General features: G+C 69.5%; 20 protein-coding genes. 12 read left to right on the top strand and 8 right to left on the bottom strand.

Annotated features, from left to right (window positions below; all coding sequences use genetic code 11):
• Positions 1-100 precede the first annotated feature (100 nt).
• From BM060_RS18275 to cysN, 3 genes are all read left to right on the top strand, one after another.
• Positions 101-571: an SRPBCC domain-containing protein gene (locus tag BM060_RS18275; RefSeq protein ID WP_074981654.1), complete on the top strand. Its 471-nt coding sequence runs from the start codon at positions 101-103 to the stop codon at positions 569-571.
• A gap of 111 nt (positions 572-682) precedes the next feature.
• The gene (gene cysD, locus BM060_RS18270) at positions 683-1,579 is read left to right on the top strand and encodes a sulfate adenylyltransferase subunit CysD (RefSeq protein ID WP_074981652.1); all 897 of its coding nucleotides are present in this window, start codon (positions 683-685) and stop codon (positions 1,577-1,579) included.
• On the top strand, positions 1,579-3,471 hold the full coding sequence (cysN, locus tag BM060_RS18265) for a sulfate adenylyltransferase subunit CysN (protein ID WP_074981649.1): 1,893 nt from the start codon (positions 1,579-1,581) through the stop codon (positions 3,469-3,471). The genes cysD and cysN overlap by 1 nt, the downstream gene beginning before the upstream one ends.
• 564 nt (positions 3,472-4,035) lie before the next feature.
• Here the strand turns inward: cysN and BM060_RS18260 are convergent.
• Complete coding sequence (locus tag BM060_RS18260) at positions 4,036-5,607, bottom strand: FadD3 family acyl-CoA ligase (protein ID WP_074981647.1); 1,572 nt, start codon at positions 5,605-5,607, stop codon at positions 4,036-4,038.
• A 64-nt stretch (positions 5,608-5,671) separates the two neighbouring features.
• Entirely contained in the window at positions 5,672-6,418 is a 747-nt protein-coding gene (locus tag BM060_RS18255; protein WP_074981645.1) for an SDR family NAD(P)-dependent oxidoreductase, read from the bottom strand.
• 190 nt (positions 6,419-6,608) lie between these two features.
• Here BM060_RS18255 and BM060_RS18250 point away from each other — a divergent pair, with 190 nt between their 5' ends.
• On the top strand, positions 6,609-7,070 hold the full coding sequence (locus BM060_RS18250) for an Xre family toxin-antitoxin system antitoxin (protein WP_074981643.1): 462 nt from the start codon (positions 6,609-6,611) through the stop codon (positions 7,068-7,070).
• Positions 7,070-7,567, top strand: coding sequence for an RES family NAD+ phosphorylase (locus tag BM060_RS18245; RefSeq protein WP_074981641.1), 498 nt, complete (start codon positions 7,070-7,072; stop codon positions 7,565-7,567). The genes BM060_RS18250 and BM060_RS18245 overlap by 1 nt, the downstream gene beginning before the upstream one ends.
• A gap of 67 nt (positions 7,568-7,634) precedes the next feature.
• On the opposite strand, the gene BM060_RS18240 is transcribed toward BM060_RS18245, so the two are convergent.
• The 4 genes from BM060_RS18240 to BM060_RS18225 are packed head-to-tail and all read right to left on the bottom strand — an operon-like array spanning position 7,635 to position 11,666.
• Positions 7,635-8,699, bottom strand: coding sequence for a ferredoxin--NADP reductase (locus tag BM060_RS18240; RefSeq protein ID WP_074981639.1), 1,065 nt, complete (start codon positions 8,697-8,699; stop codon positions 7,635-7,637).
• Between the two features lie 13 nt (positions 8,700-8,712).
• The gene (locus BM060_RS18235) at positions 8,713-9,468 is read right to left on the bottom strand and encodes a glucose 1-dehydrogenase (protein ID WP_074981637.1); all 756 of its coding nucleotides are present in this window, start codon (positions 9,466-9,468) and stop codon (positions 8,713-8,715) included.
• Between the two features lie 12 nt (positions 9,469-9,480).
• Positions 9,481-11,142, bottom strand: coding sequence for an FAD-binding protein (locus BM060_RS18230; RefSeq protein ID WP_074981635.1), 1,662 nt, complete (start codon positions 11,140-11,142; stop codon positions 9,481-9,483).
• Between the two features lie 5 nt (positions 11,143-11,147).
• A complete protein-coding gene (locus BM060_RS18225) occupies positions 11,148-11,666 on the bottom strand; it encodes a flavin reductase family protein (protein ID WP_074981633.1) in 519 nt (172 codons plus the stop codon).
• 225 nt (positions 11,667-11,891) lie between these two features.
• Here BM060_RS18225 and BM060_RS18220 point away from each other — a divergent pair, with 225 nt between their 5' ends.
• The 3 genes from BM060_RS18220 (at position 11,892) to BM060_RS18210 (ending at position 15,227) form a co-directional block, all read left to right on the top strand.
• The gene (locus tag BM060_RS18220) at positions 11,892-13,076 is read left to right on the top strand and encodes an acyl-CoA dehydrogenase family protein (protein WP_074981631.1); all 1,185 of its coding nucleotides are present in this window, start codon (positions 11,892-11,894) and stop codon (positions 13,074-13,076) included.
• 195 nt (positions 13,077-13,271) lie between these two features.
• Entirely contained in the window at positions 13,272-14,405 is a 1,134-nt protein-coding gene (locus BM060_RS18215) for an LLM class flavin-dependent oxidoreductase (protein ID WP_074981629.1), read from the top strand.
• A gap of 78 nt (positions 14,406-14,483) precedes the next feature.
• Positions 14,484-15,227: a Mut7-C RNAse domain-containing protein gene (locus BM060_RS18210; protein WP_074981627.1), complete on the top strand. Its 744-nt coding sequence runs from the start codon at positions 14,484-14,486 to the stop codon at positions 15,225-15,227.
• Between the two features lie 319 nt (positions 15,228-15,546).
• On the opposite strand, the gene BM060_RS18205 is transcribed toward BM060_RS18210, so the two are convergent.
• Together BM060_RS18205 and BM060_RS18200 are read right to left on the bottom strand one after the other, a co-directional pair.
• The gene (locus BM060_RS18205; RefSeq protein WP_074981625.1) at positions 15,547-16,425 is read right to left on the bottom strand and encodes an SDR family NAD(P)-dependent oxidoreductase; all 879 of its coding nucleotides are present in this window, start codon (positions 16,423-16,425) and stop codon (positions 15,547-15,549) included.
• The gene (locus BM060_RS18200) at positions 16,418-18,175 is read right to left on the bottom strand and encodes an FAD-dependent oxidoreductase (protein ID WP_074981623.1); all 1,758 of its coding nucleotides are present in this window, start codon (positions 18,173-18,175) and stop codon (positions 16,418-16,420) included. Before BM060_RS18200 ends, BM060_RS18205 begins: the two co-directional genes overlap by 8 nt.
• A gap of 242 nt (positions 18,176-18,417) precedes the next feature.
• Between BM060_RS18200 and BM060_RS18195 the strand changes: the two genes are divergently transcribed.
• The 4 genes from BM060_RS18195 to BM060_RS18180 all read left to right on the top strand — a co-directional run.
• On the top strand, positions 18,418-20,040 hold the full coding sequence (locus BM060_RS18195) for a DUF1302 domain-containing protein (RefSeq protein ID WP_083426794.1): 1,623 nt from the start codon (positions 18,418-18,420) through the stop codon (positions 20,038-20,040).
• A gap of 21 nt (positions 20,041-20,061) precedes the next feature.
• Positions 20,062-21,435, top strand: a complete 1,374-nt coding sequence (locus BM060_RS18190; protein ID WP_074981621.1) for a DUF1329 domain-containing protein — start codon at positions 20,062-20,064, stop codon at positions 21,433-21,435.
• Between the two features lie 76 nt (positions 21,436-21,511).
• On the top strand, positions 21,512-22,492 hold the full coding sequence (gene surE, locus BM060_RS18185; RefSeq protein WP_074981619.1) for a 5'/3'-nucleotidase SurE: 981 nt from the start codon (positions 21,512-21,514) through the stop codon (positions 22,490-22,492).
• Positions 22,493-22,591: 99 nt separating this feature from the next.
• Positions 22,592-22,861 (top strand): transposase (locus tag BM060_RS18180; RefSeq protein ID WP_143096597.1); only part of this gene is annotated, 270 nt, incomplete at its 3' end.

The following is a 22,861-nucleotide window of genomic DNA, read 5'->3' as shown; positions in this document are numbered from 1 at the left end:
CGGATTCTTCGTCCGCTCGGACGAGGAGCGCGCCGGCGAATGCGCCGAGCATCGGGGCGAGCGCGCCGCGCGGTGCGGCGCACGCACCTGGAGCACACCCATGAGTACGCAGAAGAACCTGGTCCGCTCGCTGACCGTGGACATCGCAGCGCCGGCCGAACTGGTCTGGTCGGTGCTGGTCGACCTGCCCCGCTACCCGCAGTGGAACCCCTACACCGTCAAGGTCGAGTCGAGCCTGCGCCTGGGCGAGCCGGTGAACCTGTTCCTGCCCGATCCTTCCCGCCCCGGCGAGCTGCTGCACGTGGTCGAGCAGCTCGCCAGTTTCGAGCCGCCGTACCTGCTGGCCTGGGAGATGCACGCCAGCGCCGGCAACCCGGACGCCGCGCGCCGCGAGCAGCTCATCGAGAAGACCGGCCCGCAGAGCTGCCGCTACCACACCACCGACCAGTTCCTCGGCGCCACCGCCGATGCGGTCATGGCCAACCACGGCGCCTGGGTCAAGCAGGGCTTCGACGCCGTGGCCCTGGCGCTGAAGACCCACGCCGAGGCGTTGCACGGGGCGGAGGGCTGAAACGGGCCGTCGCGGTTTTTTCGTCTGCTCGGACGAAGAAGCCGCGACGGCGCATTACCTACCGTGGCGCCATGCCGGAGAGAAGTCCGGCCGAACACGAGGAGGTAACCGATGTTGACTCATCTGCAATGGCTGGAAGCGGAAAGCATCCAGATCATCCGCGAAGTGGTGGCCGAGTGCGAAAACCCGGTGATGCTCTACTCCATCGGCAAGGACAGCGCGGTGATGCTGCGCCTGGCGATGAAGGCCTTCGCCCCCGGCAAGCCGCCCTTCCCCCTGCTGCACGTGGACACCACCTGGAAGTTCCGCGAGATGATCGCCTTCCGCGATGCGACCGCGCGGCGCCTGGGCCTGGAGCTGCTGGTGCACGTGAACCCGGAAGGCCTGGCGCGCGGCATCAACCCGTTCGACCACGGCTCGGCGCTGCACACCGACGTGTGGAAGACCCAGGGCCTGAAGCAGGCGCTGGACCAGTACGGCTTCGACGCGGCCTTCGGCGGCGCGCGGCGCGACGAGGAGAAGTCGCGGGCCAAGGAGCGGGTGTTCTCGATCCGCTCCGAGCAGCACCGCTGGGACCCCAAGCAGCAGCGCCCGGAACTCTGGCGCCTGTACAACACGCGCAAGCGCAAGGGCGAGAGCCTGCGGGTGTTCCCGCTGTCGAACTGGACCGAGCTGGACATCTGGCAATACATCTACCTGGAACAGATCCCCATCGTGCCGCTGTACTTCGCCGCCGAGCGCCCGGTGGTGCGCCGCGACGGCACCCTGATCATGGTCGACGACCCGCGCCTGCCGCTGCGCGCCGGGGAAACCCCGGAGCTGCGCAAGGTGCGCTTCCGCACCCTGGGCTGCTACCCGCTGACCGGCGCCATCGACAGCGACGCCGACGACCTGCCGGCGATCATCCGCGAGATGCTCGTCAGCCGCACCTCCGAACGCCAGGGCCGGCTGATCGACAGCGACTCGGCCGGCTCCATGGAGAAGAAGAAACAAGAGGGGTACTTCTGATGAACGCCATTCCCGCGGCCCTGGGCGACGACCTGCGCCCCTACCTGGAACAACAGCAGCACAAGCAGCTGCTGCGCTTCATCACCTGCGGCAGCGTCGACGACGGCAAGAGCACGCTGATCGGCCGCCTGCTCTACGAATCCAAGGTGCTGTTCGAGGACCAGCTCGGCCAGCTGGAGGCCGACTCGAAGAAGCTCGGCACCCAGGGCGAGGCACTGGACTTCGCCCTGCTGGTGGACGGCCTGGCCGCCGAGCGCGAACAGGGCATCACCATTGACGTGGCCTACCGCTTCTTCGCCACCGACCAGCGCAAGTTCATCGTCGCCGACACCCCCGGCCACGAGCAGTACACCCGCAACATGGTCACCGGCGCCTCCACCGCCGACCTCGCGGTGATCCTGGTCGACGCCCGCCAGGGCCTGCTGGTGCAGACGCGCCGGCACAGCTACCTGGTGTCGCTGCTGGGCATCCGCAAGGTGGTGCTGGCGGTGAACAAGCTGGACCTGATGGGCTACTCCCAGGAAGTGTTCGAGCGCATCGAGCGCGACTACCGTGCCTTCGCCGCGCAGATCGGCCTGGGCGACATCCAGTGCATCCCGCTCTCGGCGCTGTGCGGCGACAACATGCTCGAACCCAGCCCGAACACGCCCTGGTACCAGGGCCCGAGCCTGCTGCAATACCTGGAAAGCGTGCCCCTGGAGGAGTCGCGGCAGAGCAGCACCCCCTTCCGCCTACCGGTGCAGTGGGTGAACCGGCCGAACCTGGACTTCCGCGGCTACAGCGGCAACATCGCCGCCGGCAGCATCCGCGTCGGCGAGCGCATCCGCGCCCTGCCCTCGGGCAAGACCAGCGTGGTCAGCGGCATCCTCGGTGCCGCCGGCGAGCAGCAAGAGGCGGTCTGCGGCCAGGCGGTGACCCTCACCCTGGAAGACGAGATCGACATCAGCCGCGGCGACCTCATCGCCCTGGCCGACGCCCCGCCGGAGGTGGCCGACCAGTTCGAGGCCACCCTGGTGTGGATGGACGAGGACGCCCTGCTGCCGGGCCGCCCCTACCTGATGAAGATCGGCACCCGCACCCTGGGCATGAGCTGCACCGCCCTCAAGCACCGGGTCGACGTGAACAGCCTGGAGCACCTGGCCGCGCGCACCCTGGAGTTGAACGAGATCGGCGTGTGCAACCTCGACCTGGACCGCCCCATCGCCTTCGATGCCTACGCCGACAACCGCGACACCGGCGGCTTCATCGTCATCGACCGGCTGAGCAACCGCACGGTGGGCGCCGGCATGCTGCACTTCGCCCTGCGCCGCGCGCAGAACGTGCACTGGCAGGCCATCGACGTGAACCGTGACGCGCATTCCGCACTGAAGGGCCAGGCGCCTCGGGTGCTGTGGTTCACCGGGCTGTCCGGGGCCGGCAAGTCGACCATCGCCAACCTGGTGGAACGCCGGCTGCACGCCCTGGGCAGGCACACCTACCTGCTCGACGGCGACAACGTGCGCCACGGCCTGAACCGCGACCTGGGCTTCACCGAGGCCGACCGGGTGGAGAACATCCGCCGGGTGGCGGAGGTGGCGAAACTGATGCTCGATGCCGGGCTGATCACCCTGGTCTCGTTCATCTCGCCGTTCCGCGCCGAACGCGACATGGCCCGGGCGCTGGCCGGCGAAGGCAACTTCCTGGAGATCTTCGTCGATGCGCCGCTGAGCCTGGCGGAGCAGCGCGATCCCAAGGGGCTGTACCAGAAGGCCCGGCGCGGGGAGCTGAAGAACTTCACGGGGATCGACTCGCCCTACGAGGCGCCGGAGGCGCCGGACATCCACGTCGATACGCGGGTCGAGTCGGCGGAAGCGGCGGCGGAGCGGATCGTGGAGGTGTTGTTGAGGGGGTAGGTTTGGTGGGATGCCGAGGCCCGCTCCCTGCCCGGGGAGCGGGCCTTTGTTTTTCGTAGGAGCGAGCTTGCTCGCGAATGGTGTGTGCCTGGGGCTTTGGGTGTTGGGCTCTAGAGCGCCCTCTCCCTAACCCTCTCCCTGAAGGGAGAGGGGACCGTTGGGCATGCGCGGTTATCTCGACGCTCGCCGGCAAGCACGGTGATATCCGGCAGAAACCTTGCCCTCTCTCGGCACGGACTAGCCCCCTCTCCCTTCAGGGCGGGGCGCGCAGCCGAGGGCTGGGGAGAGGGGCTCTCAGGCCTGGCACCGATATTCCAGCCAACAGCCGAGAATCGCGGACAGAGTCCGCTCCTACGGTTCCAGGGAGCACGGCTTTTCGTAGGATGGCGTTGAGCGAAGCGATACCCATCACCACGACCGCATGGGTTTCGCCAAGGCTCAACCCATCCTACGAAAAGCGCCCCGGCGCAGCCGGCAAGACGTTGCTCCTACAGGGAAGCACCACCGTAGGAGCGGGCCCTGCCCGCGATTCGCGCGCAGGGCGCGCTCCTACATGGGAACGACCTACCCCAACGCCATCTCCCGCAACGCCGCCTTGGTCACCTTCCCCGCGGCATTCAGCGGCAGCGCATCCAGCACCATGGCACGGCGGGGCGCCTTGTAGTTGGCCATGCGCTCGCGGCACCAGGCGAGGAAGGCGTCGAGGTCTATCGCCTGGCCCGGGGCCGGCAGCAGGAAGGCCATGGCCACCTCGCCCAGGCGCTCGTCGGGGATGCCGATCACCGCCGCCTGGGCCACGCCCGGGTAGGCCAGGATGGCCTGCTCGATCTCCGCCGGGTACACGTTGAAGCCGCCGTTGATGAACATGTCCTTGAGGCGGTCGGTGATGCGCAGGTAGCCGCGCTCGTCGAGCACGCCGACGTCGCCCGTGTGCAGCCAGCCCTCGGCGTCTATCGCCTCGGCGGTGGCCTCGGGGTTGTTGAAGTAGCCGTGCATCAGGTTGTAGCCGCGCACCACCACCTCGCCCGCCTGGCCCGCCGGCACCGATTGGCCGTGGGCGTCCACGCAGCGCACTTCCACTTCGGGGAAGGCACGCCCGCTGGTAGTGGCGATGGTTTCTGCGTCGTCGCCGGGGCGGCAGATGGTGACGAAGCCGCAGGTCTCGGTGAGGCCGTAGGCGGTGACTATGGTCTGGAAGCCCAGTTCGCTGCGCATGCGCCGGACCATCTCCACCGGCACCGAGGCGGCGCCGGTGACGGCCACGCGCAGGGAGCCCAGGTCATGCTCGCCGCGCTGCGGATGGGCCAGCAGCGATTGATAGAGAGTCGGCGGGCCGGGCAGCACGGTGACGCGCTCGCGCTCGATGCGCTGCAGCAGCAGCGGCACGTCGAACACCGGCTGCGGCAGGATGCAGCAGCCGCGCATCAGCGCCGCCAGCCAGCCGGCCTTGTAGCCGAAGCTGTGGAAGAACGGGTTGACGATCAGGTAGCGATCACCCTGGCGCAGGCCGACCATCTCGCTCCAGTCGCGCACCAGGCGCAGGTTCTGGCCGTGGGCGGTCATCACGCCCTTGGGCTTGCCGGTGGTGCCGGAGGTGAACAGCAGGTCGCACAGGTCCTCGGCGGTCAGCGTCGCCTCGCGCTCCTCCAGCTGCGCCTCGCTCACCTGCCCGGCCAGGGCCAGGAAGGCCTCCCAGCCCAGGCAGCCGTCGCGCTCGCCGCGCAGTATCACCCGGTGACGCAGCGCCGGCAGCGCTTCGCCGGCGAGCTGCGCCGGGTAGTCGGTGCCGAGGAATTCGCCGATGACGAACAGCGCGCTGGCGCCGCTTTCGCGCAGCACCAGGCCGGCCTCGGCGCCCTTCATGCGGGTGTTCAGCGGCACCAGCACGGCGCCCACGCTCTGCAGCGCGGTGGCCGCGACTATCCATTCCCAGAGGTTCGGCGCCCACAATGCCACCCGCTCGCCATGGCCGACGCCCAGCGCCAGCAGCGCCCGCGCGGCGCGGCGGCGCAGGCCGTCGAGCTGGCGGTAGCTCAGGTGGGTGGCGCCGTCCTCGATGGCCGGCTGGTCGCCATGGGCCGCCGCCGCGGCGGCCAACAGCTGGGGAATGGTCGGGGCGCAGAGCACAGGGGTCATGGCGGGTAACTCGCGAGCGAAAGCGGAAAAGGGCCGGCGCGCCGCCGGCCCGCTGGCGGCAGGCTCAGGCCTGCGGCGGGGCGAAGCGGCGGCCGGCGGAGAAGCCGCCGTCGACGGCGATCATCTGCCCGCTGACGAAAGAGGCGTCGTCCGAGGCCAGGAACAGCGCGACCTTGGCCACCTCCTCCGGCTGCCCGGCGCGGCACAGCATGTGCTGCGAGGCGAAGAAGGCGTGGAAGGCCTCCTGCTCGCGGACCATCTGCGTCATCGGCGTCTCGATCAGTCCCGGGCAGAGGCCGTTGACGCGCACGTTGGCGTGGCCGTAGTCGATGGCCATGGAGCGCGTCAGTTGGTTGATGCCGCCCTTGGCCACGTTGTAGGCGGTGTTGCCGTCGCAGCCCTGCAGGCCGAAGATCGAGCCGATGTTGATGATCGAGCCGCCGCGCTGGGCGACCATCTGCGGCAGGGCGTGCTTGCTGGTGAGCATGCTGCCGGTGAGGTTGATGTCCAGCACCCGCTGCCATTCGCTGGTGGGCGAGCTGGTGACGCTGCCCTGGCTGGCCACGCCGGCGGCGTTGACCAGCACGTCGAGGCGGCCGTGGCGCGCGACGACCTCGCCCATCACCTGCTGCACGTTGGCTTCGTCGCGCACGTCCAGGGCCATGAACAGCCCGGGGAACTCCGCCGGCGCCTGGCCCACGTCCAGCCCCACCACCTGCGCGCCCTCTTCGGCGAAGCAGCGGGCGCAGGCCAGTCCGATTCCCGATGCCGCGCCGGTGACCACCGCGACCTTGCCTTGCAGTCGATTCATTCGCACACCTCTGCTTGTTGTTGTCGGTTTGCCGTGCGCCGGAGTCTAGCGGGGCCCCGGCGGCCGGAGATCGTCCGATGGGACTAGCCGGCACGCAAGGGGCGGCGACCGTTCGGCGAAGGGCGCTGGCTATTTTCGCCACATGGCGGTAACTTTCCGCCATATGGCAAAAACCAGGAGTGCCCGCGCCATGAGCCTCGGCAACGACAACCGCTATCGCCTCCCCCAGGACCCGGACCAGCCGCTGCGCCTGCTCTACGGTGACAAGGGGCCGCACGCCAGCAGCGTGTTCGAGGTGCACGAGATGATCGAGCGCGGCCTGCCGTCGGACGTGGTGATCGCCTTCGCCGAATCCATGGAGCTGGACCGGCAGGCCTTCATCAAGCTCATCGGCATGTCCGAGCGCACCCTGCAGCGCCGCCTCAAGCATCCCGAGCCGCTGTCCGCCGAGCAGAGCAGCAGCGCCTGGCGCCTGGCCAAGGTGCTCAGCCGCGCCGAGGAAGTGCTGGGCTCGCGCCGCGCCGCGGTGGACTGGCTGATGGCCCCGGCCCTGGGCCTGGAAGGCCATGCGCCGGTCGACCTGCTGACCACCCAGGTCGGCTTCGAACTGGTGGACGACTTCCTCACCCGCCTGGACTACGGGGTCTACTGATGCAGCCACTGCCAGGGACCGGCGAGCTGTACCTCTGGCGCCTGGACCGGCGCGAACATGCCGACGGCTGGGACAGCGGCATCGGCGCCGAACTGGCCGGCGGGCGCTGGAACTCCAAGGGCGTGCGCGCCGTGTACGCCAGCGCGGACGCCGCCACGGCCATTCTCGAGGTAGCGGTGCACAAGGGCTTCCCCGCGCTGGACCGGGTGCCCCACGTGCTGACCTGCGCACGCATCCTCGACCCCGCCCGGGTGCTGCGCGTGGAGCCGGGCAGCCTGCCGAACCGCAACTGGCTGGTGCCCGGCATCCCCAGCCACGGCCAGCAGGTGTTCGGCAACGAACTGCTCGCCGCCCACCCGTTCGTCCTCATCCCCTCGGCGGTGGTGCCGCACGGCTGGAACCTGCTACTCAGCCCGGTCCTGGCCAAGGGCGCCTACGAGCTGGTCAGCCAGGAGGCCTTCGCCCTGGACACCCGGCTCAACCCGCCGGCGCCCTGAAAAAAAGCCCGGCCGAAGCCGGGCTGCAACGGGGCGGCACAGCCCCACACTCGAGAACGACCACTTTTCAATCCGGGAAGCGCACCCGCACCTCGCGGCTGCCGGCGCGGCCCTGGCAGGCGAGGGTCCAGCCCTCGGCCAGCTCGGCGGCGCTGAGCACATCGTTGCGCGGCAGCAGCACCTCGCCCTGCTCCACCTTGCACATGCAGGCGCCGCAGTAGCCTTCCTCGCAGGAGGCCGGCGGCGCCAGCCCGGCCTTGCGGCAGCTTTCCAGCAGCGTCTCGCCCGGCGAGCAGGGCACCTGGTGCTCGGCGCCGTCCAGGGCCACCACCAGGCTTTCCACGCAGGCACCGTCATCGGGCAGTTCCACGGCCGCCTGCTCGTCCGCATCCGGCGGCGAGACGAAGCGCTCGACGTGGATGCGCCCCGGCTCGATGCCGGCCTGCAGCAGGGTGCCTTCCACCGTGTCCATGAACTGCCCCGGCCCGCAGATGAAGCATTCGGCATGTTCCCAGCCGCGCAGCAGGTGGCGCACGTCGCTGGCGGCGAGAAAGCCCTGCAGCTCGTCCAGCACATGGATCACCTGCAGCCGCTCGCCGTATTCGCGCACCAGCTCGCGCAGGGCCTCGCGGAAGATCACCGAGGCCGTGTCGCGGTTGGCGTACACCAGGCGGATGCGACAGGCGCGGTGGGCCAGCGCCTCGCGCAGGATGGAGAACACCGGGGTGATGCCCGAGCCGCCGCCGAACAGCAGCAGGTCGCGCTCGTCGCTGCACAGGTGGAAGTGCCCGGCCGGCGGCAGTACCTCCAGCTCGTCGCCGGCGCGCACGCTGTCGTTCATCCAGTTCGACACCCGGCCGCCGGCGACGCGCTTGACGGTGACCCGCAGCGCGTCGTCCAGGCCCGGGGTGCTGGACATGGAATAGCAGCGGCTCAGGCGCTTGCCGTCGACCAGCACGCGGAAGCCGAGGAACTGCCCGGCGCGGTAGTGGAAACGCCCGGCCAGTTCCGCCGGCACGCGCAGCACCAGCGAGCGCGCGTCGGCGGTTTCCTCGATCACCTCGGCGACCGCCAGGCGGAAGCTGCCGCCGGCAGTCGGCGCCTGCGGCGCCAGGGTCTGCGCACTGCCCATCGCCATGCTCCGTTCAGATGCCGCTGATCAGCTGGGCGTTGTCCACGCGGATCTCGGCGCCGTTGATGAAGCGCGACTCGTCCGAGGCGAGGAACAGCACCACGCTGGCGATGTCCCGCGGGGCGCACATGCGGTTCATGGGGTCGGCGTCGAGCACTTCCTGCGGGATCGGCTGGCCGCCGGCCAGGGCCTGGGTCATGGGGGTGTTGACGCCGTCCGGGTGCACGCTGTTGCAGCGGATGCGGTAGCCCTGCTGCTTGCAGTGCAGGGCGATGGAGCGGGTCATGGCCGCCACCGCGCCCTTGGACGCGGAGTAGGCGCAGAAGGCCGGCATGCCGCCCAGGGCCGCCACCGAGGACATGTTGACGATGGAGCCGCCGCCGCTTTCCTTCATCGCCGCGATGGCGTACTTGCAGCCGAGGAAGTAGCCCTCGCCGTTGATGGTCTGCACCTTGCGCCACAGCTCCAGGCTGGTGTCCTCGATGCTGGCCATGGCCAGGATGGCGGCGTTGTTGACCAGCACGTCGAGGCGGCCGAAGCGCTCCAGGGTGGTCTTCACCACGTGCTGCCAGTCGCTTTCGCTGGCGATGTCGTGGCGGATGAACAGCGCCTGCTCGCCGATCTCGGCGGCCAGGGCGCGGCCGGCTTCCTCGTTGAGGTCGCTGAGCACCACGCGGGCGCCCTCCGCGGCCAGCAGCAGGGCGTCCTCGCGGCCGATGCCGCTGGCCGCGCCGGTGACGATGCAGACCTTGCCTTGTACTCGGTTCATGCTTGTTTTCCTTCAGGCGGTTTCGGGGGTGGCGGCGTGCGCCTGCGCTGCCGCGTGGGCGGCGGCGCGGCGGCCGGAATACACGCAGTCGGCGATGGACAGGCCCGACACGTAGAGGTTGGAAGCGATGCCCACGGCATTGCGCCCGGCGCTGTAGAGCCCGGCGATGGGCTGCCCGGTGGCGTCCAGCACGCGGCCGCTGCGCTCGCACACGCGCAGCCCGCCGAGGGTGATGGCCGGACAGGGGTACAGCTTGCTGTCGAAGGACAGGTCCAGCGCGTACCAGGGCCCGTCGTCGAGGTCGGCGAGCATCGCCGGCGACTTGCCGAAGGCGTCGGTGTGCTCGCCGCGCGCCGCCCGGCCGTATTCCTCCAGGGTCCGGCGCAGGTTCGCCGGCGGCATGCCCAGGGCCTGGGCCAGTTGTTCCGGGGTATCGCCGCGGCGGCGGTTGAACAGCAGGTTGAGCAGCACCGGCAGGCGCTGGAACGACCATACCTTGCCCGGCCCGACCTGGCGCACGGACTCGCGCAGCAGGTTGCGGTCCAGCACCAGGATGGCGCGGCCGCCCTGCTCTTCCACCATGGCGTGGCCAAGCTTGGCGCCATACACCTCCTCGTTGCAGTAACGCTCGCCCTCGGCGTTGACGATCACCCCGCGGGCCCAGGCCAGCGGCGGGTTGATGAAGCGCCAGGCGCTGACCTTGTCCAGGTGCTGCGCGGCCGCGCCGACGCCCAGGCCCAGGCGGATGCCGCTGCCGTCGCAGCCCGGCGTGCCCAGGGGCAGCCCGGCCAGGTAGCGCGGCGCGTGCTCGGCGAGCATCGCGCGGTTGAAGATGAAGCCGCCGGCGCTGAGCAACACACCCTTGCGCGCGCGCAGCAGGATCGGCTGAGCGTGGCGCTGTTCGATACGCTGCAGCGCGGCGGTCAGGCGCTCGGCCAGCGGCGGCGCGTAGGGATGGATGGCCGTGGCCAGGCGCCCCAGCCAGGCATGGCGGCGCGCCGCGGCGCTGCCCGGCGGCAGGCGCCAGGCCTCGACGCCGACCACCGCGCCGCTGGCGTCCTGCACCAGGCGGCGTACTTCGCACTGGCTATAGAGCTGCACGTCCTTGGCCCGTGCCGCCGCGCGCAAGGCGCCGAACAGCGCGGCGCCGGACATGCCACGGCCCTTGGTGCGATGGCCACGCGGCGCCGGCCTGGCCAGGCTGGCGTAGGCCGGCACGGCTTCGTTGCCGGAGTAATAGAGGTAGTAGCGGTCGCTGGGATAGGAAGTCTTTTGCGGCGGCACGCTGGCCTCGTAGCGCGCGCCCTGGCGTTCCAGCCAGGCCAGCTGCTCGACGCTGCGCTGGCAGAAGTCGCGCAGGGTCTCGGCCTGCACCACGTCGCCGACCTCCTCGCGCAGGTAGCTGAACATGGCCTGCGCGTCGTCGGCATAGCCGGCCTGCCGCTGCTGCGGCGTGCCACCGCCGGCATAGACCACCCCGCCGCTGCGGGCGGTGGCGCCGCCGCCGGTGAAGCGGTCCAGCGCCAGCACCTGCAGGCCGCGCTCGCGCGCTTCCAGGGCGGCGCAGGCGCCGGCGCCGCCGAAACCGACCACCAGCAGGTCGGTCTCGGCGTGCCACTGCGGCGGCGCGCCCTCGGCCAGGCGCAGCGGGGCGATCGGCTGGGTGGCGGCCATGCCGGTCAACCCGCCGCCGCCACGCTCGGCGCCTGCACGGCGACGGCGGTGGTGTAGGTGCCGTTCACGTAGATCAGCGGGGTGATCCGCGGGCTGTGGCGGATCTCGCGGATGCGCCCGATGAACACCGTGTGGGTGCCGTAGGCGAAGCGCCCGTCCTGCTCGCAGATCACGCTGGCCTGGGCGTCGGCCAGGTAGGGCACGCCGCATTCGGCGGCGCGCCAGTCGCCGCTGGCGAAGCGCCCCTCGCCCTTCACCGGGCCGCTGCACAGGTGCGACAGGTGCTCCTGCTCCTGGCCGAGGATGTTCACGCAGAAGTCGGCGCCGGCCTCCAGCACGCGGTGCAGCGAGGCGGTCTTGTTCACGCAGATCAGCAGCGACGGCGGCTCGGTGGACAGCGAATCCACCGCCGTGGCGGACATGGCGAAACGCTCGCGGCCATCGCTGGTGGTGATGATGGTCACCGACTTGGCCAGGCGGCGCATGGCCTGGAGCATGTCGGCTTTGAGTTCGTCCTGGTTCATCGCACGGGGCCTCGCTGTAGGCGTTGTTGTGCGATGGATTCTGTGGCCGCCCCGGTGGCCCAACATCGTCCGAGGGGACTAGGCGGCCCGGCGCCGCGGCATATGGTCCGTTTGTGGGATGCGGGCGCCGCGCGGGCGTTGCCAAATGCCCGCGAAGGCCCCTGCCGCCGAGCGCCGGGGACCGAGCACAGCCCCCGCGCGGGGCGATCACAGGAGAACAACAAGATGCTCGACCAGGAACTGATCCGCCAGCGCCTGCGCCAGCGCGCCCGCGAACTGGTGCCGGTGCTGCGCGAACGCGCCGCCGACGCCGCCCGCCAGGGCCGCCTGCCCGAGGAGACGCTGCGCGACTTCCACGACGCCGGCTTCTTCCGCATCCTCCAGCCGGCGCGCTGGGAAGGCTACGAGCTGGAGCCGAAGGACTTCTTCGAGGTGCAGATGACTCTCGCCGAGGGCTGCATGTCCTCGGCCTGGGTGCTGGGCGTGGTGGCCATCCACAACTGGCAGCTGGCGCTGTTCGACGACCGCGCCGCCCAGGACGTGTGGGGCGCCGACTCCAGCGTGCTGATCTCCTCCTCCTACATGCCGGTGGGCAAGGTCACCCCGGTGCAGGGCGGCTTCCGCCTGTCCGGGCGCTGGGGCTTCTCCAGCGGCAGCCAGCATTGCCAGTGGGCCTTCCTCGGCGCCCTGGTACCGCCGAGCGAGCCGGGCGGCGCGCCGGACTACCGCACCTTCCTGGTGCCACGCAGCGACTACCAGGTGCTGGACAACTGGAACGTGATGGGCCTGGAGGCCACCGGCTCCCACGACGTGCTGGTGGAAGACGCCTTCGTCCCCGAGCACCGCACCCACCGCGCCCTCGACGGCTTCATGCAGAACAGCCCGGGCAACGCGGTGAACACGGCACCGCTGTTCCGCCTGCCGTTCGGGCAGATCTTCGTGCGCGCGGTGTCGTCCTCGGCCATCGGCGCGCTGCAGGGCGCGGTGGACTGCTTCATCGAGCACAACCGCGCCCGCGTCGGCGTCAACGACGGCCGCAAGATGGGCCAGGACCCCGGCGCCCAGCAGGCCCTGGCCGATGCCATGGTCTGCGTCGACGAATGCCGCACCGTGCTGCTGCGCAACTTCGAAACCATGATGCAGCGCGCCCGCGACGGCCAGGGCCTGAGCATGCCCGAGCGGGTGAAGATGCGCTACGACTCGGCCCTGGTGGCGGACAAGTGCGCCCGCGCGGCCGGCGCGCTGATGTTCAACAGCGGCGCCTCGACGATCTTCCGCGAGCACCCGATCAACCGCGCCTTCCGCGACATCCACACTGGCCGCGCGCACGTCGCCAACAGCCCGGCGAAGTACGCCTGGAACCTCGGCGGCGTGAGCATGGGCGCGGACTCCACGGACTTCTTCCTCTGACGAAACGGCTTCGTAGGATCGGTTGAGCCCGCTGCCCCGGCGATGGGTATCGCTTCGCTCAACCCGTCCTACGTTCCTGAATCAAACCGGCGTTTCGGCGTAGTCCGTTCGGGCGATTCCGCGGCGCCGGCGAACCCCGACCATGGCCTTCAGGCAGAGCCCATCGGCCCGCCACACTGACAAGGGACGAACCCCATGAAATTCTCTCTGATCTACGAAGCGCAGACGCTGGACAGCACCCGCGAAGGCGACCGCCGCATCTTCGACGAGACCGTCGAACAGGCCGTGCTGGCCGACAAGCTGGGCTTCGACACCTTCTGGTGCGTGGAGCACACCGCGCTGACCAACTACTCGCACATGTCCGCCCCGGAGACCATGCTGGCCTTCGTCGCCGGCAAGACCGAGCGCATCGGCATCGGCCACGGGGTGGTCTGCCTGCCGCCGGCGATGAACCACCCGGTGAAGGTCGCCGAGCGCATCGCCACCCTCGACCTGCTGTCCCACGGCCGCGTGCACTTCGGCGTGGGCAAGGGCGGCACCCAGCAGGAGGCCGGCACCTTCGGCTACGACCTGGCCACCCTGCAGCCGCAGATCGACGAGGCCATGTACCTGATCCCGAAGATGTTCGTGCAGGACGAGATCGAGCATAACGGCGACTTCGTGAAGATCCCCAAGCGGCCGATCCACCCCAAGCCCTACCAGGCCCCGCACCCGCCGATGTACCTGGCCTGCACCAACACCGAGTCGCTGAAGAACGCCGGCGGCCGCGGCATGGGCGCGCTGGTGCTGGGCTTCGGCGGCCCGGAGGAGATCGCCAAGAAGGTCGCCGTGTACCACGAGGCCTGGGACACCCGTGAGGCGAAGAACCAGGTCGGCTTCCGCCCCAACCGCCACATCGCCGCGCTGTGCCCGGCCATCGTCCTGGACGACAACGAGCAGGCCCGCGCCATCGGCATCCGCGGCCAGCGCTATTTCATGGAATCGCTGGCCTACTGGTACGCCGGCGGCGAGCGCCCGGACCCGGCCAAGTGGCAGGACGACACCTTCGTCGACGGCAACGGCCAGGCGGTGATCCGCTCGCGCTTCGCCTCCGAGGAAGTGACCGTGGACTTCTCCGACCCGAGCATGGCGATGATGAACCCCAACCACGCCTACGGCACGGTCAACGACTGCATCGGCTACGTGCAGCGGCTGATCGACGCCGGCGCCGACGAGATCCTGTTCATCTGCCAGATGGGCACGGTGCCGCAGTGGGCGCAGCTGGAAACGCTGAAGAACATCGGCGAGAAGGTCATCCCCTACTTCCGCAACAAGCAGCAGGCCGGCTGACCGCCAAGGGCATCGTTCCCCTTCGACGGGCCTCCATGAGGCCCGTCCTTCTTCCGGCGGCCTGCCATACTCTCCGGCATGACCCACGCCACCTTCCGCTTCTACGAAGAGCTAAACGACTTCCTCCCCGCCGACCGCCGCCGGCGCGAGTTCGCTTGCGCCTGCCCGCCGGCGGCCACGGTCAAGCACATGATCGAGGCCCTGGGCGTGCCGCACACCGAGGTCGAGCTGGTGCTGCTCAACGGCGAGTCGGTGGGCTTCGAGCGCACCCTGCTCGACGGCGACCGCGTGGCGGTGTACCCGGTGTTCGAGCGCCTGGACATCAGCCCGTTGCTGCGCGTGCGCGCCCGGCCGCTGCGGGTGCTGCGCTTCGTCGCCGACGCACACCTGGGCGGCCTGGCGGCGCTGCTGCGCATGAGCGGCTTCGACACCCTCTACCACAACGCCTTCGACGACGGCGAAATCGCCGAGATAGGCGCGCACCAGGGCCGCATCGTGCTCACCCGCGACCGCGAACTACTCAAGCGGCGGATCATCAGCCGTGGCTGCTACCTGCACGCGCGCAAGCCGAGGGAGCAACTGGGCGAACTCTTCGAACGGCTGGACCTGGCGCGCAGCGCGCGGCCGTTCAGCCTGTGCCTGCGCTGTAACCATCCCCTGCGCGAGCTGCCGGCCGAGCAGGCGCGGCCGAAGGTGCCGGCGAAAGTAGCCGAGCGGCATAGCCGCTTCCTGGCCTGCGACCAATGCCAGCGGGTGTTCTGGGAAGGCTCGCACTGGCGCAGCATGCAAGCGCTGCTGGAGCCGTTGTTGCAGGAATCGTAGGGCGTACAACCGTTCGCGGTTGTACGCCGTTTGACCTTGGCTGCCGGCCCACTCGATTCCGGGCTTGGCGTGACCCGGCATTCTCCCAGGCTCGACCATGGCGTAGCCGGTGAGATGGGTGTAACGGCGTACAACCGCGAACGGTTGTACGCCCTACGGTTTCCGCGTTCGCGGGAATGACGGGGTGTCAGGATGGTGCCTGTCCTCCTGACCGCTCAGGACAGCCCCCTCTCCCTTCAGGGAGAGGGTTGGGGAGAGGGAACGGAGTCAACCCAAAACACAGCAGCCACCAGGTAACTCCATTCGCTCCCAATCCCCTTCAAACCACCCTGGCCGGATGCTGCACCCGCGGCGCCCCCAGTTGCTCGCGCCACGACGGCGGCTGGCGGCCATCGGCCTCGCGGATGCCATAACGCAACGCCAGCTCTGCACTGACCAGCGTCTGCCCGGACAGCTTCATCAGCTCAGGATCATCCAGCAACGCCTGGATGATCCGCCCATTGAACTGCGGCGTCTCGGCCATGGCCAGGAAGGCCTCGTACTGCTCGGCGCGGGCCTGGCCGGCGATGGCGGTGCGTTCGGTCAGTTGCGGGCCCAGCCACAGGGAGACCGTCGCCACCCGGCTGTGCTCGAAGTCGATGGCCATGTCCGCCGCCAGCTTGTCCACCCCGGCCTTCTGCGCGCCGTAGGCCGGGCCGTGCATGTAGCAGCCGGCGCCGAACGAGGAGACGAAGGCCACCAGCGCCCCGGGCGCCTTCAGCAGCAGCGGCGCGGCGTGGTAGCTGGCGACGTAGGCCGAACGCAGGCCGACGTCGAGGATGTCCACCAGGTCCAGCGGCTTCTCCCAGAACGGGCCCGGGTCGATCAGTTGCTCGTGGATGAAGGCGACGTTGTTCACCAACAGGTCCAGGTGCCCCTGCTCGGCCTCGATGCGCTGGAACAGCGCGCGCACCTGGGCGTCGTCGGCGTGGTCGCACTGCACGGCGATGCCCTTGCCGCCGGCCGCGTCGATGGCTTCGGCGGTCTCGTGGATGCTGCCGTGCATCACCTGGCCGCGCAGGGTGGCGCCGCCGGACTGCAGCGAGCGGCCGCTGACGTAGACGGTCATGCCGGCGGCGCCGAGGGCCTCGGCGATGCCCTTGCCGACGCCACGGCTGGCGCCGGTGACCAGGGCGATGCGGGGAGTCTGATCAGGCATTGTGCTGTGCCTCCTTGCTGGCGCGGGCCTGCCCGGCCCGCTGCTGGATGTGTTCGGCGGCGAGGAAGCCGAAGGTCATCGCCGGGCCGAGGGTGGAGCCGGCGCCGGGATAGGTCGCGCCCATCACCGAGGCGGCGGAGTTGCCGATGGCGTAGAGGCCGTCGATGGCGCTGCCGTCCTCGCGCAGCACGCGGGCGTACACGTCGGTGAGCAGGCCGCCCTTGGTGCCGATGTCGCCGGCATCGACCTTCACCGCGTAGAACGGTGCCTTCAGCAGCGGCGCCAGGCAGGGGTTGGGCAGCACGTGGGGATCGCCGTAGTAGCGGTCGAACAGCGACTCGCCCTTGTGGAAGTCCGGGTCCTGGCCCAGCACCGCGTAGCGGTTGAAACGCTCCAGGGTGCGCGCGAGGCCGGCGCCGTCCACGCCGATCAGCGCGGCCAGTTGCTCGATGCTGTCGGCCTTGTGGTAGTAACTGCGCAGGTGCTTCGGCACGCGGTTGTCGGGCTGCGCGTAGCCGGGCAGCAGCGCGCCGCAGGGGTATTTGCGGCGGAATTCGGCGTCGAACACCATCCAGCAGGGCACGCTGCGCGCCTGCTCGCTGTCGTGGGCGTACATGGCGTAGACGATGTCGGTGTAGGGCGCGGCCTCGTTGACGAAGCGCTGGCCGGCGGAGTCCACCAGCACGCAGCCCGGCAGGGTGCGTTCGACGAACAGCGCGCGCTGCTTCTCCTCGCCCTCGACGCGGGTGGTCGGCGCCCACCAGCTGTGCTCCATCAGCGCGGTGGCCGCGCCCAGCACCTGGCCGGCGCGGATGCCGTCGCCGCTGTTGTACGGCGGGGTGGCGCTCCATTGCGCCTGCGACGGTTGCGGGTGGTACTGGCTGCGCATCGCCTGGTTGCGCTCGAAGCCGCCGGCGGCGATCACCACACCCTGTCTTGCGTGGACGCGCAAGGTGCGGCCCTCACGCAGCAGTTCGGCGCCAGTCACACGACCGCCCTCCTCCACCAGCGCCTGCAGCGAGGTGTCCAGCCACAGCGGTACCCGGCGGTCGAGCAGCGAACGGCGCAGCGCGGCGACCAGGGCGTTGCCCAGGGTGAGGAAGCGGTCGCGCGGCGAACGCAGGCGCCCGCCCAGGTCGCGCCAGTAGCGCCAGAGGATGCGCAGGGTCAGGCCGACCCAGCCGGGGCCGCGGCACAGCAGCACCCGCGCTTCCTTCATGGTCATGCCAATGCGCCCCATCATCAGGGTGCCCGGCGAGGGCGCGCGCAGGCGGACGAATTCATCGCCCAGCTCGCGGGCGTCGAACGGCAGCGGGTCCATGGAGCGGAAGCCCGGCTTGCCGCCGGCCACCTCGGGGTAGTAGTCGGCGTATTCCGGTTGCGCCTCGAAGCGCACCCGGCTGTTGGCCTCCAGGTATTCGACCATGCGCCGGCCGTGCTCGACGTAGGCCTCGACGCGGCCGTCGTCCACTGCGTTCTGGCTGACCGTGCGGATGTAGCGCACCGCTTCCTGCGCCGAATCCTGGCCGCCAAGGGCGGCGATGCGGTGGTTGCAGGGTATCCAGATACCGCCGCCGGACACCGCCGAAGTGCCGCCGTAGCGGTCGCTCTTTTCCACCAGCAACACGTCCAGGCCCAGGTCGCGGGCACGCAGCGCGGCGGTCATGCCGCCGGCGCCGCTGCCCACCACCAGGACGTCGCATTCATGGTCCCACTCGCGGCTCCGCTGGCCGCTCGCCCTTGCGTTCATGCGCTTTTCTCCGGGAGCTGGCGTGGGCCACGCCCACGCTCGAGCGCCGATTCTTCGCGCAGCCCGCGGGGCCGGTCATCGTCCGATGGGACTAGCGCCAGAGCGGCCCGCCCACGTCCCGCCGGCTTAGTCCCTTCGGACGATGTTGGCGCGGCCGGGTGACCACATAGTCAGCCCCGCCACCCTCCCGCCAACACAGTTCCCGGGCCTGGCCGGACGTGCCTGCCCGAGCAGAGGACGAGATGACAAGAATAAGAAACGCCTTCCAGCCGTTGCCCCTTGCCCTCGCGATCAGCGCCACCGGCCTGTTCCTGGCCGGCCAGGCGCAGGCGCTGTCGTACCAGCTCAACGATGACCTCAAGGTCAACTGGGACACCACCGTCAGCTACAGCCTGGCCTGGCGTACCGAGAAGCGTGCCCACGCGCTGTCCAACGGCGGCGCCAACCCGGCCATCGCCAACGGCGACGACGGCGACAACGCCTTCGACCGCGGCAGCCTCATCAACAACCGCGCCAGCTTCCTCACCGAGGCCGACTTCCGCTTCCGTGACGACTACGGCCTGTTCGTCCGCGCCACCGGCTTCTACGACGACGTCTACCACCGCGGCAACGACAACGACACCGGCACCTCCAACTGCTTCGCCGGCGGCCGCTGCTCCAAGCCCGACGAGTTCTCCGGCGACACCCGCGACCAGGCCGGCGACGACCTGCGCCTGCTCGACACCTACGCCTACGGCACCTGGAACCTGAGCGGCCACACCCTCAACGCGCGGGTGGGCAACCAGGTGGTGGCCTGGGGCGAGAGCCTGTTCAACGGCTTCGGCATCTCCGGGGCGATGAGCCCGGTGGACGCCACCAAGGCCAACACCCCGGGCATCGAGATCAAGGAGCTGTTCCTGCCGGTGGGCCAGGTGTTCGCCCAGTACGGCCTGACCGACGACCTCGGCCTGCAGCTGTACTACCAGTACCAGTGGAAGCGCAACGAGCTGACCCCGGTCGGGCACTTCTTCTCCACCACCGACTACATCGACGAGGGCGGCTTCAACGACTCCACCGGCCAGCAGCGCCGCCTGGGCGACGACACCCCCGGCAACGGCGGCCAGTACGGCGCGGCCCTGACCTACACGGTGGAGCAGCTGAACAACACCGAGTTCGGCCTGTACTACCTGCGCTTCAGCGACCACAGCCCGCAGCTGGACTTCCTCACCGACTGGAACACCGGCGCCTACCGCGCGCGCTTCTACGACGACATCCACCTGTACGGCGCCAGCTTCTCCAGCATGCTCGGCGACACCAACGTCAGCGGCGAGATCAGCTACCGCGACGGCCAGCCGGTGCTGGTCGACACCGGCCTGACGCCGCAACCGGTGCGCGCCAAGGTGGCCCAGGCGCTGGTGTCATTCATCCACTCCTACGGCACCCTGCCCTTCGCCGACAACACCACCCTCACCGGCGAGGTCGGCTACAACCGCGTGATGGACAACGACAAGACGCCCAGCTTCAACGTCTTCGTGCCCACCGCCGGCGGCATCGTGCCGATCACCACGCCCAACACCGACAAGCTCTACTACGACCGCTCCGCCTGGGGCTACACCCTCAGCGTGTCGCTGGACTACAACAACGTGTTCAACGGCTGGGACCTGAGCGTGCCGATCGTCTTCAGCCAGGCGGTCAACGGCAACTCGTCCATGCCCGGCAGCTTCGGCATGGGCGAAGGCGACGACCGCTTCGCCGTCGGCACCACCTGGCGCTACCTGAACAACTTCACCCTCGAAGCCCGCTACAACATGTTCCTCGGCAACCCGAGCGAAACCACGCTGGCGGACCGCGACAACCTTTCGCTCACCGCGAAATACAGCTTCTGACCCAGCCGGAGGAGCCAGACCATGAACCACAAACCCTATCTGCTACCCCTGCTGCTGTCCGCCGGGCTCGCCTGCCTGGGCGGCCAGGCGCAGGCCAAGGTCAGCCCTGAAGAGGCCGCGCGCCTCGGCCAGGACCTGACGCCCATGGGCGCCGAAAAGGCCGGCAACGCCGACGGCAGCATCCCCGCCTGGAGCGGCAAGTGGCGCGGTGCGCCGCCGCAGGTGAACTACACGCCGGGCGACCGCTACGCCGATCCCTATGCCGACGAGAAGCCGCTGTTCGTCATCACCGCGCAGAACATGGAGCAGTACGCCAGCCGCCTCACCGATGGCGAGCGCGCGCTGTTCAAGCGCTACCCGGCGACCTTCCGCATGCCCGTCTACCCCTCGCACCGCGACTTCCGCATGAACGAGAAGGTCGAGGCCAACATCAAGGCCAACGCCACCAGCGCCGAGCTGGTGGAAGGCGGCAACGCCGTGCGCAACGCCTTCGGCGCCTCGCCCTTCCCCATCCCCCGGAACGGCTACGAGCTGATGTGGAACCACGCCCTGCAGGCCCGCGCCAACAGCGAGGAGGCGGTGTACGACCAGGCGGTGATCTACTCCAACGGCAACCAGGCGCTGCAGACCGTGCACTACCAGATCCTCGCGCCCTGGTGCGACCCCAAGGGCTCGCTGCAGAACTATGACGGCGGCATCATGAGCCACTTCATGATCACCACCTTGAAGCCGGTGCGCTCCAAGGGCGAGATCATCGGCGGCAACGAGTTCTTCGACCCGGTGGCCAGCCCGCGGCAGAGCTGGCAATACCTGCCCGGCACGCGCCGGGTGCGCCGCGCGCCCACCGTCGGCTACGACACCCCGACCGGCGCCGGCGGCTTCCGCACCATCGACGAGGACCGCCTGTTCAACGGCGCCCCGGACCGCTACGAGTGGAAGCTGGTCGGCAAGAAGGAAATCTACATCCCGTACAACAACTACAAGCTCGACGACCCGAGCGTGAAGTACTCGCAGCTGCTCACGCCCAACCACATCAACCCGGACTACATGCGCTACGAGCTGCACCGGGTGTGGGTGGTGGAAGCGACCCTCAAGCCCGGCGCGCGGCACATCTACGGCAAGCGCACCCTGTACCTCGACGAGGACAGTTGGTCCGCCGCCCTGGCCGACAACTACGACAACCGCGGCCAGCTGTGGCGCACCAACATGCAGACTTCGGTCTACGCCTACGACATCCAGGTCAACCAGGCGCGGGTCGCGCTGTTCCACGACCTGATCGCCGGCTCCTACCTGGCCGACCGCATGGCCAACGAGCAACAGCCGCCGCAACTGAACACCGCCAAGTACGACGACAACTACTTCACCGCCGCCAACATGCGTAAGCTCGGCCAGTAAGGCCACCCCGAAGCCCGCGCGGACAACCGCGCGGGCTTCGTCTTTTGCAGAAGGTCTTTTGTACGAGGAAAACCCCATGCGACCACTCCTGCGCACCGCCATCGCCCTCGCCGGCCTGGGCCTGGCCGGCAACGCCAGCGCGCTGAACATCCTCCTGACCAACGACGACGGCTGCCGCGCGCCGGGCATCGCCGCGGTCTACCAGGCGCTGAGCGCCGCCGGCCACCAGGTCACCCTGGTCGCGCCGGACACCGACAACAGCGGCATAGGCGCGGCCAGCGTGGTGCTGCCCGGCCAGGCCCTGGCCATCCAGCGCCTGGCCGACCGCCAGTACTGCGTCGGCGCCCCGGCCGGCTACGCGCTGCCGGCGGGCAAGAACATGGCCATCGGCACCCCGGTGGACGCGGTGAACGTCGGCCTCGACCTGCTGCTCAAGGACAACCCGCCGGACCTGGTGGTCTCCGGCAGCAACTTCGGCGACAACGCCGGCCCGCTGATCCAGCTGTCCGGCACCCTCAACGCCGCGCTCTGGGCCATGCGCCGCGGCGTGCCGGCCCTGGCCGTGTCCACCGCCATCGACCTGCAGCTGATGCAGCGCGACCAGAAGGCCGCCCTGCAACGCACCCTCGACGCCCAGGCCGACAGCGCCCAACTCGCCGTGCGCGTGCTCGACCGCGCCCTGGCCAGCGGCCGCGCCGCCCACGAACGCTGCAGCAGCGGCAAGGACAAGGCCGCCTGCAAGCTGAACCTGCTGGGCCTGCCGGCGGGCCAGGGGCTGAACCTCAACTACCCGGCGCGCCAGGCCGCCGAGGTCCGCGGGCTGGTCTACGCGCCGGTCAGTGACTGGTCGCCGATCGTCTTCGCCGTGCAGGGCGACAAGGACGGCGCAAGGGTGAACCTGGCGCGGCCGAGCGAGCCGAACGAACGCCAGCGCAAGGAGGATGCCTTCCTGCTGACCCAGGGCTACGCGGTGCTGAGCGTGGTGGGGACGGACCTGAACGGCAGCGGCGAAGGGGAGCGCCGGGCGGAGGGGTTGCTGGAGGGGGTGAAGCCTTGAGGGGGGGTCGGGGGCTCACGTGGGGCATGGTGTTTGTGGTGGTTCAATTTCCTCGGACACCTCGATAGGTGGAAAATCCACTGAATAGAGGAGTCATTCATGAGCCGTAAACGCAGAGCATTCGATGCCAGCTTCAAGCTGCAAGTCGTCCAGATGATCAAAGACCAGGGCCTGAGCATTACGCAGGTCTGTCGAGACATGGACCTGGGAGAGACGGCAGTTCGCCGCTGGGTTCAGCAATACGAAGCCGAGCTGTCGGGGCAGGCGGGAGTGGGTAAGCCGCTGACACCCGAGCAGCAGCGGATTCGTCAGTTGGAGGCCGAGAATCGCCAGTTGAAGCAGGACAACGACCTGCTAAAAAAGGCCTCG

The sequence above is a fragment of the Pseudomonas citronellolis genome (genome assembly GCF_900112375.1).
GTDB classification, from domain to species: Bacteria; Pseudomonadota; Gammaproteobacteria; order Pseudomonadales; family Pseudomonadaceae; genus Pseudomonas; species Pseudomonas citronellolis.
The sequence above is the reverse complement of the archived record's forward strand: the minus strand, read 5'-3'. Positions and strand labels throughout refer to the sequence as shown.